This is a genomic window from Kribbella catacumbae DSM 19601 (assembly GCF_000372465.1).
Classification (GTDB): Bacteria; Actinomycetota; Actinomycetes; order Propionibacteriales; family Kribbellaceae; genus Kribbella; species Kribbella catacumbae.
Window position 1 is genome coordinate 1 of record NZ_AQUZ01000006.1, and the last position, 13,186, is coordinate 13,186.

Consider the following 13,186-nt stretch of genomic DNA (forward strand, 5'->3'; position numbering starts at 1 on the left):
CCGTTACCCGTCCACTGGTTGGCCGGCATCGGGTTCGCCCCTCCTCGCGGGGTTCGCCAGCAGGGGTGGGGTTCGCCCCTCCTTGGGGGGTTCGCCAGCAGGGGTGGGGTTCGCCCTCCTTGGGGGGTTCGCACCCTGCTCTGCCAGGGGGTGAACCCCGGGAGGAGGGGGTGAGCACACCGTTTACACGTCTACCGGCTGGCCGGAGGTAGCTGAGCGGCGGGCGGCGTCGACGATTCGGAGGGTGCGGAGGCCGACTGTGCCGTCGGGTTGGGGGACGACTGCGGGCGCAGTACCGGGGACTGCTGGGCCTGAGGCGCGGACGGCGGTGAGGAACTCGGCGAGCATCAAAGCGTCGAGGTCGCCGCCGACCGGGAGGAAGACCTCGCCCGACGCGTCGGTGCCGCCGACGTGCGACTGGAACGGCGCGATCTCCACCGAGCCGTTCGTACCGGTCACCTGCAGCGTCACGCCACCCCAGGTCGGACCGTTGTCCGGCATGCTCCAGGAGCAGTCGATCGTTGCCAGCAGCCCGTTTTCGTAGGTGATCGTGACCAGACCGCCGGTCTCGACCGACACCCCTTTGTCCTGATGCAGCACACGATTGGCGACCGCGTGCACCCGCGCGGCCTCGACTCCACCCGTCAGCCCGTCGATCAGATCCGCGCAATGCACAGTGTGGTCGACGAGCGCTCCCCCACCGGCCAACGCGGCATCGGTGAACCACTGCCGCTGCGCATACGGGATCTTCCCGTTGTTGGTCCCCGCCACCGCGAAGACATCCCCGAGCCGCCCAGCCTCGACCGACGCCCGCAGCCGCCCGTACGACGGCGCGAAGCGCACCGGGTACGCCGTCATCAGGATCACGCCGGCCGCCTCGCAAGCAGCGAGCATGGCCTCGCCATCGGCCACCTCGGTCGCCAACGGCTTCTCGCACAACACATGTGCACCGACAGAAGCAGCCCGCTCGACGAGTCCACGATGCAATGCGTTCTCCGACGTCACCACAACGGCATCGGGGCCCCAGGCAAACAGTTCGTCGTACGAGTCGACGTACGGCACGCCAAGCTGAGCCGCGAACTCCGCACCACGAGGTCCTGCATCAGGCGCAGCGGCTCCATCGGGATCGGACGACAGCACCTCGACATCGGGCAGAGACGCAAGCAGGCGCGCGTACGACGAAGCATGAGTGTGCGCAAACGACGCGAGAGCTACCTTCAAAGTCATTCCGCCACCCCAGTCGGGTTGAACTGACTGGGGTGGTGGGGCGGGGAAAGTATAAATTGAGTCATGTCGACAACACGACCAGTCGCCATCGACTCACGTGCGGCCTCGGCGAGATACACAGCGGCCGCTCCATCAGCAGCAACCACCCGCGGCTCAGGACCACCCTTCAAAGCAGCGGCCAACTCGCGAAGCTGCGTCAGATAAGGGCTTTCGTACAACGTCGACGACGGGATCAACAGGTCTCCCCCGGTCGCCCCAGCCTGCAACTCCTCGTCGTACCCGGTGTCCTTGTCGGACGCATATTCGAGCACCCCCTCAGAGCCGGCGATCGAGAACCCGGTCTTGAACGGCGTCCCGGTCGCACCCCAGGTCGCCCGGAGATTGCTGATCGCGCCACCCTCATGCGTCAGCGTGACGTGCGCCGCCACGTTGACCGGGCTGATCCCATCCACGGTCGGCGGGCTCTGTACGGCGTACACGCTGGTCACCTCGCCGCACATCCATCGCGCCTGGTCGAGGTCGTGGACCATCAGGTCCATGATGACGCCGCCGGAGCGCGCGACATCGCGGTACCAGCCCGCACCCGCCGGCGATGACGCCTGCCGGAAGAACCGCGCCACCGCGACCTTGCCGATCTTCCCGGCGACCACAGCGGAGTGCGCCGCGACGTACTCCGGGAAGTACCGAACCACATGCGCCGGATAGATCCGTACGCCGGCAGCGGCCGCCGCCGCGGAGAGCTCGTGCGAGTCGCCGGCCGTCAACGTGAGCGGCTTCTCGCAGATCACGTCCCGGCCGGCCTTGATCGCGGCCAGCGCGATCTCCTTGTGCGTCGCGGACGGCGTGACGATGTCGACGAAGTCCACCTCCGCGAGCAGGCCGTCGAGCGTCGGGGCGATCCCCAGCTCGTACCGCGTCGCGAGTTCCTCGGCTCCGGCGGCCGAGTGCACGAGCACCCGCGCGCCGAGCGCCTTCCAGGCCGCCACATGGACGTGAGCGATGTTGCCCGCGCCGATCAGCCCGACCGTCAGGTCAGAGTCAGACATGGATGTCCTTTACTTGAGTCCGGAGAACGCGATGCCTTCGACGACGCGACGCTGCAGTACGACGAAGAGGATCAGGATCGGTGCCATCGCCATCAGCGCCGCGGCCATCATCACTCCTGGCGAGATGCTGCCCTGATATCCACTCAGGGTGGCGAGGCCGACCGCAAGGGGCATCTCATTCGGCGACGAGGTCACCACGAGCGGCCAGAGCAGGTCGGCCCACGACGCGAGCACGGTGATGATCGCCAGCGAGATCAGCCCGGGCTTGGCCACCGGCAGGACGACCTTCCAGAAGGTCTGCCACGGGTTACAGCCGTCCAGCCGCGCGGCTTCCTCCAGCTCGGCCGGGATCGTCTTGAAGAACTGCATCATCAGGAAGGTCCCGAACGCGCTGAAGACGCCCGGCGCGATGATGCCCTGGATCGTGTTCAGCCAGCCGAGCTGCTGGATGATCTGGTACTGCGGAATCAGGTACACCTGACTCGGCACCATCAGGATGGACAGGATCAGCGCGAGCATCAGGCCCTTGAACCGGAACGACATCCGGGCGAACGCGTAGCCGGCCATCGAGCAGAGCACGAGTTGCCCGACCGTCCGGCCGAGCGTGACCGCGACCGATACCCAGAACTGGTCGAGGAACGGCAGCCGCTCGAACACCTCGGTGAAGTTGGTCCACTCGAGTCCCTTCGGCAGCAGATCCGGCGGCACTGCCTGGATCTCGGCGTTGCTGGAGAACGCCAGCTTGAGCTGCCACAGGAACGGGAACATCATCGCCAGGCTGCCGATGACGAGGATCACGTGGGCCAGCCGGTTGCTGCCCAGCCGTTGCTGGTCGGCCCGCTTAGTCATAGGTCACCCACCTGCGCTGGAAGCGGAACTGGAACAGGGTCAGTAGCCCGACCACGGCCAGGATCAGTACTGCGACCGCGGCGGCGTACCCGCGCTCGTTGCCGACGAACGCCGCGTCGTAGAAGAGGAACACGAGCGACTGCGTCTTGGGCATCACCGGGTTGGTCGGCCCGAGCAGCGCGAACAGCTGGTCGAACAGCTGGAACCCGGCGATCGTCGTGATCACCGACAGGAAGAAGATCGACGGAGTCAGCAGCGGCACGGTGATCGAGCGGAACTGCTGGGCCGAGCCGGCGCCATCCAGCGAGGCCGCCTCGTACAGCTCGGACGGGATGCCCTTCAGCCCGGCCGACAACACGATCATGTTGAACCCGATCGACATCCACAGCCCGAGCAGCGCGACGGCGACCAGCGCGAACCACTCCTCGGTGATCCACGAGGGTCCGTCGATGCCGATCACGCCGAGCGCCTGGTTCAGTACGCCGTACTCGCCGTTGTAGATGATCCGCCAGACCAGCGAGATGGCCGTCGGCATCGCGACGTACGGGAGGAAGAAGAGCGTGCGGTAGACCATCGCGCCCTTCAGCCCCGGCCGGTTCAGCAGGCTCGCGAACAGCACCGCGATCGGGATCCCGAGCAGCACGATCGCCGTGTAGACCACGGTGTTGACGATCGCCCGGTAGACCTCGGAATCACCGATCAGCTGACTGTAGTTCGCCGCCCCGACCCAGGTGGCACCGCCGAACGGCCCAGTCTCGGTGAAGCTGTCGTACATCGTCTTCAGCAGTGGCCACAGGTAGAAGGCCAGCACGCCCAGGAAGGTCGGCAGGACGAAAACCCACGGCCACTTGCCGTCGACGGAGCGGGACTTGCTCACTTCTTCTCTTTGCCCAGCGCCTCGTCCATCTTGGTCGCGATCTGCGGAGCCACTTCGGACATCGGCTTGGGGCCACCGAGCGCGGGCACCAGCTCGTCGATCTCGAGCTTGTTCCAGACGCCGGTGTCCTTCGAGACCGGGTACGGCTCGGCGTACTGCTCGGCGGCCTCGATGTAGGTCTTCAGGTTGTACTGCGGGGCGCTGTTGACGAAGTCCGTCTGGGTCCCCGTGAACGCCGGGTTCGCCGCACCCGCCTTGGCCTGGATGAGGGCGGCGTCCTTGCCTCCGAGGAAGGCCAGGAACGCCGCGGCCGCCTCCGGGTTCTTCGACTTGGCGCTCATCACGTTGGCGATGCCGTGGATCACCGTCTTGCGCCCGCCGTTCGGCGCCTTCGGGAGCGGCACCACGGTGAGGTCGTTCTTGTGCGGCGACTTGAGCGCGGCCGAGACGACCCAGTTGCCGTTCCACATCATCGCGGCCTTCCCGTCGAAGAACCGCTCCTGGCTCCGGGTCTCGGCGTTCTGCGCGGCGTTCGGGGTGAAGCCGCCCTTGACCAGGTCGGACCAGAACTGCAGCGCCTCGACCGACTTCGGATCGCCGTACCCGGACTTGCCGTCCTTGATCACGTAGCCGCCGTTGCTCAGCATCGCCGGGTAGAGGTTGGCCTGGTTACCGAGAGAGTCGCCGGTGGCCCAGATCCCTTTCGGGCCGAGCGCGGCCTTGAGCTTCACCGCCGCGGCCTTGTAGTCGGCCCAGGTCCACTCGGCGGTCGGCGGCTCCACCTTGGCGTCGGCGAACAACTTCTTGTTGTACCAAAGGGCGATCGTGTCGAAGTCCTTCGGTACGCCGTACTGCTTGCCGTCCAGCGTGTAGAGCTCGTTGAGCGCCTTGGGGTAGTTCGCCGGGTCGACCTGCTTGGCCTCGGTCAGGCCCTCGAGGGTGCCGAGCTGCTTGTTGGCGGCGAACAGCTGGAAGTTCGGGCCGTTCATCCAGAACACGTCGGGCAGGTTGTCCGACGAGCCCTGCGTCTTCAGCTTGGTGAAGTACTGGTCGAAGGTCGCCAGCGAGATCGACACCTTCACATCCGGGTACTTCTGGTTGAACGCCTTGACGATCTCCTGCATCGCCGGCTGCTGGTTGACGTCCCAGATCGCGTAGGTGAGGTCACCCTTCACCTTGGCCGGGTCGTCGGGGACTCCTGCGTCACCCGCACTGCCGGAGTTGCCTCCACAGCCGGTCAGAGCGAGTGCGGCCAGGACTACCCCGGCCACGACGGACGAAATTCGCATGGTGTCTCCTCTGGCAATCTATTACCGGCCCGAAGCACATCAAGTAATTTAGTAACGGTGTCTACGTTTATCACTGCGCGTCCCTGCTCGCAACTACCTGTCCGCGAACATAACCAACATCGTTAACGCTCATCTAGCGACTCCCTGAAGCGTGTTTGACCTGTCATGGGCACAATGTGCCGGTGACCGAAGCCACCGCCGCCCCGAACGCGCTCGGCCCATCACCCGATCCGGAGTCCCGGTTGGGCGCGGTGGTCCAGCCCGATGGCACGACGTTCACCGTCTGGGCGCCCGCCGCCGAGCGGGTCGAGCTCGCGCTGCTCGGGCCTGACGGGAGCCAGCGCAACCTGGATCTCGCGCACACCGGTGAGTACTGGACCGGGTTCGTCAGTGGGGTCGGGCACGGGCAGCGGTACGGGTACCGGGTGCACGGGCCGTTCGACCCGGCTCACGGGCTGCGGTTCAACCCGTCGAAGCTGCTGCTCGACCCGTACGCGCGGGCGGTCGACGGCGAGCTCGACTACGGCAGCCCGCTGATCTACGACTCCTCCGAGGGCGACTCGGCCGGGCACGTACCGGTCGGAGTGGTCGTCGCGTCGTCGGAGCCGCCGCCACCGATAAGCCGACCGGTCCCCTGGACCGAGACCGTGATCTACGAGCTCCACACCAGGGGCTTCACCAAACTGCACCCCGACGTACCGGAGCACCAGCGCGGCACGTACGCCGGCCTGGCGCATCCGTCCGTGATCAACTATCTGACCGATCTCGGCGTCACCTCGGTCGAACTGTTGCCCATCCACCACTTCCTGACCGAGCCCGCGATCGCCGCACGCGGCGTAGCCAACTACTGGGGCTACAACTCGCTCAACTACTTCGCGCCGCATGGCCCGTTCTCGTCCTCGGGTTCTACCGGTGAGCAGGTCGCGGAGTTCAAGGCCATGGTCGCCGCCTTCCATGCCGCGGGCATCGAGGTGATCCTCGACGTCGTCTACAACCACACCGCCGAGGGCGGCTTCGACGGGCCGACGCTGAGCTTCCGCGGGCTCGACAACCGCGCGTACTACCGGCTCACGCAGGGCGGCGCGATGTACGACGTCACCGGCACGGGCAACTCGGTCGACACGTCACACCCGCAGGTTCGCCGGCTGGTGATGGACTCGCTGCGGTACTGGGTCGAGGAGATGGGCGTCGACGGGTTCCGGTTCGACCTGGCGGTGACGCTGATCCGCAACGAGCGGCACGAGGTCGACACGGTCGGCCACCCGTTCCTCGCCGAGGTCGCCGCGGATCCGGTGCTCGGCCGGGTCAAGCTGATCTCCGAGCCGTGGGACGTCGGCAACTTCGGCTATCAGGTCGGCAACTTCGGCACGCCGTGGTCGGAGTGGAACGGCAAGTACCGCGACTCGGTGCGAGACATCTGGCGCACCTCGTCGTACGGCGTACAGGATCTCGCCTACCGGCTGTCCGGATCGAGCGACCTGTACGGCGACGACGGGCGTTATCCGTATGCGTCGATCAACTTCATCACCGCGCATGACGGGTTCACCCTGCGCGACCTGGTCAGCTACAACCACAAGCACAACGAGCTGAACCGCGAGGACAACCGCGACGGGACCGACGACAACCGCTCGTGGAACTGCGGCGTCGAGGGCGAGACCGCTGACGCCGCCGTCATCGCGCTGCGCAAACGCCAGATGGCGAACCTGATGGCGACGCTGGTGCTGTCCACCGGCGTACCGATGATCACCGCCGGCGACGAGTGCGGCCGGACCCAGCACGGCAACAACAACCCGTACTGCCAGGACAACGAGACCTCGTGGTTCGACTGGTCGCTGCCTGCGGCTTGGTCGGATCATCTGGCCTTGACGAAGAAGCTGCTGGCCCTGCGCGCTGCTCATCCGACCTTGCGCCAGTGGCACTACTTCTCCGGTCAGCCGGTCGTGCCGGGTGGCCGCAAGGACCTGTCGTGGATCGCCCCGCACGGCGGCGAGATGACCGAGGCCGACTGGCACGACGGCCACCTCCGCACGCTCGGCATGTTCCTGGCCGGCGACGCGTTGCGCGGTACCGATGCCGAGGGCAACGTTCAGGTCGACAACTCCTTCCTCCTCGCCCTCAACGCAACCGCCGAGCCGCGCGACGTCGTCGTACCGGACGCGTCGTGGGCACCGGCGTACGAGGTCGTACTGGACACGAGCGGCAGCGGCGCGACCGAGGTGGGAGCCAACGCCGTGGTCCCCTTGGCTCCTCGCTGCCTGGTACTCCTCCGCGCGCTCTGAAAGGTCATGGGTTGCTGACGGAACTGGTCTGTTAACCAAGGTGCTGTACCTTCGATCGTCACCAACCGTTCATGTCCGGGTCACCTCTGGTACTCCGGCGTTGAGGTGATGTCCGGAGGGGGCCTGGATGGCTTTACTAGGAACGGCCGAACGGCACTACGAACGCAGTGCGCACGACCACACGACGCCGATCGGGGTCCTGCACCAGATGGTGGTGCGCTGGGGTGATGCCGAGCGGACGACGTCCCGGCGGGCCTTTCGGCGATGGTGTGACGGCGTCGCTTTCGTTGATGTCCAGGCTCGGACTTTCGCCGAATTCTGGACCCGGCAGAACGAGACCGCTCGCATTGGTGACGGCCCGCTCTGGGTCGTGCTCGGTGACTCGACGGCTCAGGGGCTCGGCGCCACGTCACCGATGCATGGCTATGTCGGGCAGGCCTTGGACACGTTGAACAGCCGGTCCGATCGTCCGTGGCGGGTGCTGAATCTCTCCCGTGCCGGTGCTCAGGCTGCCCACGTGCTGCACGATCAGCTCGCGCTGCTTGACCAACTGGACGTTGAGCCTGAACTGGTGACCTGCGGGATCGGCAGCAACGACATCCTCGGTACGGCTCCTCGGACATTTCACAGCAACATGCGCCAGCTGATTCGTCGCCTGCCGTCGTCGTCCGTTGTGATGGACCTACTGCTGCCGGATCGCTTCTGGGCAGTCGGGGGTCTCTGCAGTCCGTACGTCGCTGGGATCAACCGCACGATCCATGCGACCGCGGCTGAGCGTGGGCTTCCGGTGGCCGAGCTCTCCCGCCACGTCCGGCCGCCGTGGCGGGGCAAGCTGGCTCCGGATCTCTTTCACCCGAACGATTTCGGGTATCAGCAGCAGACCAACGCCCTGTTGGCCGCGCTGCCGGCGCGCAGTACTAGCGGTCTTCGGACCCAGCGCATTTAGCTCGTTGAGATCGTGAAGGTCATCGCGGTGTAGTCGAAGGTGATGGCGTAGGGCTTGAAGAACTCGTGGCTGAAGTTGCCGATGGTCTCGAAGCCGAAGAGCCGTCGCCAGGGCCAGGGGCCGACGAGGCCGGGGAGGTTGCGGCCGACGACGCGGCCGAGGCTGACGCGGGCAGGCTTGATCGGGTAGAAGCCGCCGGGGATCGGGTGGTCGTAGTCGATCTCGATGCCGGCTCGTTTCGCGTTCTCCTCGGTCGCCAGGATGCCGAGGCCGATGCCGCCGGTGTCGAGCGACGCGACCCTCGGGCCGTAGTCGTTCAGGCTGCCGAGGGTGAAGGGAATGTGGTCTGCGGCCAGCCACAGTGGAAGGCCCTGGCCGCGATGGTGCGGCCGCTGGGTTTTGCGGCGGAGGATCAGCGCTTGGTTGCGGTAGTCCATCGTGGCGAGGAAGTGGTAGAGCAGCGTCGTGCCGATAACGCCGGCCGGCTTGGTGCCGTCGGGCAACAGCGGCATCCGCAGGTCGTACCAGACGACCGGGACGTTCCTCATCACGATGTCGCCGACCCGGAACGACTCCATGACTCCGTGGTAGGTGGTTAAAGTCTGCCCGGCGGGGTGACTGATGCTGGTCGCCAGCGCTCGAAGACCCGCGCGTTCGGCGGTCTCGGTCGTCAGCGCGAGCGTCGCGCCGGTGTCGATCAGGAAGTTGCCTTTGGCCCCGTTCGCCGTAGCCGGAACGGCCGGCAGTGGATCGACACAGACAAACGGAACGCGAGTCTCCCGCGCACCACTGAGCTGATAAGAAGGCCCACTCATACTCCCGTACTGCGTCGCAAACGCAGCGTCGAACTGATCGCCAGTACTCCGCAGCAACGGCACCGCGCGGGCAACCTGATCCTGCCGGACGAAGCAGTCCGCCAGTTCCCGCTTCGACCTCACGTCGCCCGGCGCGAGCTCGATCGCGCGGGAGAGCAACCGCTCGGCGGCCGCGAACCTGTTGGAAAACAAGGCGATCCGCCCACGCTGTCCCAGTGCGTGAGCGTCCCGAGGGTTGCGACGAAGGATCGCAGCAAACCCCCGGTCAGCGTCACTGAACCGCCCCGCAACAAACAACTCATCAGGACTGAGCGCTGCCCCCGCAGCCCCGGCCGCACCAGCACCGGCACCCGTCGCACCCGCGCCAGCACTCGCACTCACACTCGCACTCGCACCCGCACCCGCACTCGCACTCGCGGTGCCGGCACCGGCCGCGGCTGCGCGCCCGGTTGTCGGCAGGGCGCCGAGGCCGAGGGCCGCGCCAGCGGCGACCTGGCCAGTTGTCCGCAGGAACATTCGTCGGTCGAAGTTGTTCATGTCGGCCACTCAATCGAGTGGGCTGTTTCCCCTCCGTTTCCTCTGGGCTCCTTGGCTTCCTCAGAGCTTGGCGGCCAGGCGATCGAGTCGAGCAGGTCGTTCATCGCGGGTCGTCGCGTTGGGCCGGACCGCCGCCACTCACAAACCTCAACCGATCGCACCCCGCCAGGCGTGCACAGGCATGCTCCCGGGCGGAAACGGGAGGTTTGTGAGTGGCGGAGGTCCGGGCCTGCCGCCCAACATCACGAACTCCGGCTGTCGTACTAGGCCGACTACGACAAGTCTGGCGAGTGCGGACCTGCCGCACCTGAAGGCGAGTAACAGATGCAGCGCTGCCAAGGGCAGCACGATCTGTGGAGCGAAGGACACCTCGCGGCCGAGGACCGCTAGCGAGAGTGACCGCTCGTCGATGGCGGGCCAGGTCACGCCCGTCGCCCAGTAGATGTGCACCGCCGCGAGCAGGATGTGTGTGCCTGCGGCGAGTTTCTAGTCCCCATCCCCACCCCTCCTCAGATGTGGTGAACATCCGGGAAGAGGAGCCGTTCGGCCGAAACGTTCCCTACGTGACGCAGGGCTCAGGCTTCGGGCGTCTGCGGGCCGTCGGCCAGCAGCAGGTACATCGAGCGGCGGGCGTCGGTCAGGATCTTGGCGGCCGCGGCGCGCTGCTCCTCCGAGCCACTGCGGGCAACCTGTCGAGTGGCTGAATGCAGCTCTTCGACCAGGCCGCGCAGATCGCTGGCAGGCTCGGCGCTCGCAAAGCCGGCGAAGGGATCGGTCGCGGTCTCGCGCCGCCCCTCGACGTACTCGCGACCGGAATCGGTCAGGGTGACGAGCTTGCGGCCGGACTCCGCCGTGACGGTCACCAGGCCCTCGTCCTCCAGTTGGTTGATGGTCGGATAGATCGCGCCGGGGCTGGGGGTCCAGCGCCCGCCGCTGCGGTCGGCGATGGCCTGCATCAACTGGTAGCCGTGCATCGGCTCCTCGGTGAGCAGCATCAGTACGGCCGTTCGGACATCGCCGCGCGGGGCTCGACCGCGGCCTGAGCCACGTCCGGGGCCTCGACCACCGCGACCGCGGTGCATCGGCATGCCTTCTCCCATCCGCGGTCCGCCGCGATGGGGGTGTCGGTGGCCGCGTCGGCGGCCTTCTCGTTCGTTGGGGGTGTTCATGGAATCCTCCTCGATATTGTTCATGACACTAAAGATATATCGTTAGCGTCATGAAAGCAAGCCCTCGTGCAAAACCTTCACCTTGCCCCTGGGGCAGGGTGTTCACTGAGGCCCATGACGGGCGGACGGGACACCGACAGCGAGCTCACGATCAGCGAGTTCGGCCGCCGGGCCGGTCTCTCCCACAAGGCGCTGCGCCTGTACGACGTATCGGGCCTGCTCGCCCCCGCGCGGGTCGACCCGATCAACGGCTACCGCCTGTACTCCGTGAGCCAGCTCGAACGCGCCCGCCGGATCAGCGTCATGCGTCAGCTCGACATACCGCTGAGCACCATCGGCGAAGTACTGGCCGGCACCGACGACGAGGGCCTGATCCGGCTGGACCGCTGGTGGGCGGCCGAGCAGGCGACCAACGACGCGCGGAAGGCGACGCTGGAGTACCTGCGGGACCGGCTGCTCCGGCCGACCAGCCCCGGGCTGCCCCCACGGCCGGTACTGACTCGCGAAGTACCGGAGACGAAGGTGGCGTCCATCCGGGCCGACACGGACCAGCAGTCGCTGATCGGCGTCATCGTCTCGTCGACGATGGAGATCCGAGCGCACCTCGGCCAGGCCGGTGCTGACCTGCCCGGCGGCTCGTGGGTGATCTACCACGGAGCGGTGACGCCGGAGAGCGAGGCGACCGTCGAGGTGTGTGTGCCGCTCACCATACTGGTGGATCCGGCCGGGCAGATCGCGATCCGGGTCGAGCCCGCGCACGCCGAGGCCTATTGCACGATCACCAAGGACGAGTGCGCCTACCCGCGAATCATGCTCGCCTACGACCTGGTCGACGACTGGGTCCGGCGCGCCGGACGGCCGACGACCGGTCCCGTCCGCGAGATCTACCACCCCGGCTTCCAGCACCTCGCCGGCTCCGAGCCGGCCGTCGACATCGCCCAACCGATCGAAGGAACAGCTTCATGAACTACGCCGACCAGACCATCTACAGCGACCCGGGCGCGTACGCGGCTCTGTTCGACGCACTGCCGTCGGACATCCCCGGCCTGACCGCCGTGATCCGCAACCTGGTGATCCACTACCGCGGTGGCGGCATCGAGTTCACCGGTGACCGCTACGAGGAGATCAACCATCGCTGGGTCGAGGCGATGCTGACCACCGACCAGCAACGCAACGGTACGCCGCTGGCGGCCCCGCGCCAACCGTTCGACCGGATCGTCGGCTGCTGCCGCGACTACACCCTGCTGACCGTCTCGGCGCTACGCCACAAGGGCATCCCGGCCCGCAGCCGGATCGGTTTCTCGAACTACTTCGCCGAGGGGTTCAACCACGATCACGTCGTGGCGGAGTACTGGAACGGCGAGCGCTGGGTGATGGTCGACGCGCAGCTCGAGCCCGGTCCGCCCTGGAAGTTCGATCCGCAGGACATGGAGCCCGGGTGGTTCAGGTCAGCGGCCGAAGTGTGGCTCGGGTACCGGGCCGGCGAGCTGGACGGCGACGCCTTCGGCGTGGACCCGGCGCTGCCTATCCGCGGCGGGTGGTTCATCCGCAACTACGTGTTCTTCCAGCTGGCCCACCTGCAAGGCGACGAGCTGCTGCTCTGGGACGGCTGGGGCGCGATGTCGGGCGACCTCGACGGCGATCTCGACCTGACCGACCAGATCGCCACCCTGCTCGTTGCCTCCGACAACGGAGACGCCGCGGCGACCGAAGTACTGGCCGCGCGGTACGCCGAGGACCCGAACCTGCACCCGGGTGACCGGATCGAGCAGCTCTCCCCCGCCGGTCATCCCCCGGTGACCATCGATCTCAAGACTCGCGCGGCAGCCGTCTAGATCGCATCGGAAGCAGAGTCACCGCGACGGCGGCGAGCGTGATCAGGATCGCGATCCACGTCGTCGCGGGTGGCCGGCGCGCGCCGAGGGTGTCGAGGAGTACTGCGCCCAGCAACTGACCGGCGACGCTGGCCAGGCCGAAGGCGAGTACTCCGACGCGGCGGACCGCCGAGACGGCGATGGCGATCACGCCGACACCAACGAAGCCGCCGCAGTACAGCCAAGGTTCTGCCGGGAGCGAGCCGGGCGGTCCGCCGCGCAAGGCGAACTCGATCGTTCGGTGAGCACTTTCGCGCCGGTCAGATGCCTGGCGGCGT

Annotated in this window: 12 protein-coding genes; 4 read left to right on the top strand and 8 right to left on the bottom strand. The window is 67.0% G+C overall.

Annotated features, from left to right (window positions below):
• Positions 1-183: 183 nt before the first annotated feature.
• Genes A3ES_RS0108230 through A3ES_RS0108250 form a run of 5 tightly spaced genes read right to left on the bottom strand, consistent with a single transcriptional unit; the run spans position 184 to position 5,288 of the window.
• The gene (locus A3ES_RS0108230; protein ID WP_020386317.1) at positions 184-1,227 is read right to left on the bottom strand and encodes a Gfo/Idh/MocA family protein; all 1,044 of its coding nucleotides are present in this window, start codon (positions 1,225-1,227) and stop codon (positions 184-186) included.
• Positions 1,224-2,273 (bottom strand): Gfo/Idh/MocA family protein, encoded by a 1,050-nt coding sequence (locus A3ES_RS0108235; protein ID WP_020386318.1) that lies wholly within the window; start codon positions 2,271-2,273, stop codon positions 1,224-1,226. Before A3ES_RS0108235 ends, A3ES_RS0108230 begins: the two co-directional genes overlap by 4 nt.
• A 9-nt stretch (positions 2,274-2,282) precedes the next feature.
• Positions 2,283-3,122: a carbohydrate ABC transporter permease gene (locus tag A3ES_RS0108240; RefSeq protein ID WP_020386319.1), complete on the bottom strand. Its 840-nt coding sequence runs from the start codon at positions 3,120-3,122 to the stop codon at positions 2,283-2,285.
• Complete coding sequence (locus tag A3ES_RS0108245) at positions 3,115-3,999, bottom strand: carbohydrate ABC transporter permease (RefSeq protein ID WP_020386320.1); 885 nt, start codon at positions 3,997-3,999, stop codon at positions 3,115-3,117. Before A3ES_RS0108245 ends, A3ES_RS0108240 begins: the two co-directional genes overlap by 8 nt.
• Positions 3,996-5,288: an ABC transporter substrate-binding protein gene (locus A3ES_RS0108250; RefSeq protein ID WP_020386321.1), complete on the bottom strand. Its 1,293-nt coding sequence runs from the start codon at positions 5,286-5,288 to the stop codon at positions 3,996-3,998. The genes A3ES_RS0108245 and A3ES_RS0108250 overlap by 4 nt, the downstream gene beginning before the upstream one ends.
• Positions 5,289-5,470: 182 nt before the next feature.
• Between A3ES_RS0108250 and glgX the strand changes: the two genes are divergently transcribed.
• Positions 5,471-7,567: a glycogen debranching protein GlgX gene (gene glgX / locus A3ES_RS0108255; protein ID WP_020386322.1), complete on the top strand. Its 2,097-nt coding sequence runs from the start codon at positions 5,471-5,473 to the stop codon at positions 7,565-7,567.
• 127 nt (positions 7,568-7,694) lie between these two features.
• The gene (locus tag A3ES_RS51080) at positions 7,695-8,513 is read left to right on the top strand and encodes an SGNH/GDSL hydrolase family protein (protein ID WP_020386323.1); all 819 of its coding nucleotides are present in this window, start codon (positions 7,695-7,697) and stop codon (positions 8,511-8,513) included.
• Here A3ES_RS51080 and A3ES_RS46595 read toward each other — a convergent pair.
• Positions 8,510-9,865: an aspartyl protease family protein gene (locus A3ES_RS46595; protein WP_157630397.1), complete on the bottom strand. Its 1,356-nt coding sequence runs from the start codon at positions 9,863-9,865 to the stop codon at positions 8,510-8,512. The genes A3ES_RS51080 and A3ES_RS46595 overlap by 4 nt on opposite strands.
• 575 nt (positions 9,866-10,440) lie before the next feature.
• Complete coding sequence (locus A3ES_RS46605; RefSeq protein ID WP_020386325.1) at positions 10,441-10,860, bottom strand: PadR family transcriptional regulator; 420 nt, start codon at positions 10,858-10,860, stop codon at positions 10,441-10,443.
• 288 nt (positions 10,861-11,148) lie between these two features.
• On the opposite strand from A3ES_RS46605, the gene A3ES_RS0108275 reads away from it, so the two are divergent.
• Positions 11,149-12,000, top strand: a complete 852-nt coding sequence (locus A3ES_RS0108275; protein ID WP_020386326.1) for a MerR family transcriptional regulator — start codon at positions 11,149-11,151, stop codon at positions 11,998-12,000.
• Positions 11,997-12,869, top strand: a complete 873-nt coding sequence (locus A3ES_RS0108280) for a transglutaminase domain-containing protein (protein ID WP_020386327.1) — start codon at positions 11,997-11,999, stop codon at positions 12,867-12,869. Before A3ES_RS0108275 ends, A3ES_RS0108280 begins: the two co-directional genes overlap by 4 nt.
• On the opposite strand, the gene A3ES_RS0108285 is transcribed toward A3ES_RS0108280, so the two are convergent.
• Positions 12,844-13,131 carry a DMT family transporter gene (locus A3ES_RS0108285; protein ID WP_020386328.1) on the bottom strand — a complete coding sequence of 96 codons (288 nt, stop codon included), beginning with the start codon at positions 13,129-13,131 and terminating at the stop codon, positions 12,844-12,846. The two genes, A3ES_RS0108280 and A3ES_RS0108285, sit on opposite strands and share 26 nt — an antisense overlap.
• Between the last annotated feature and the right edge of the window lie 55 nt (positions 13,132-13,186).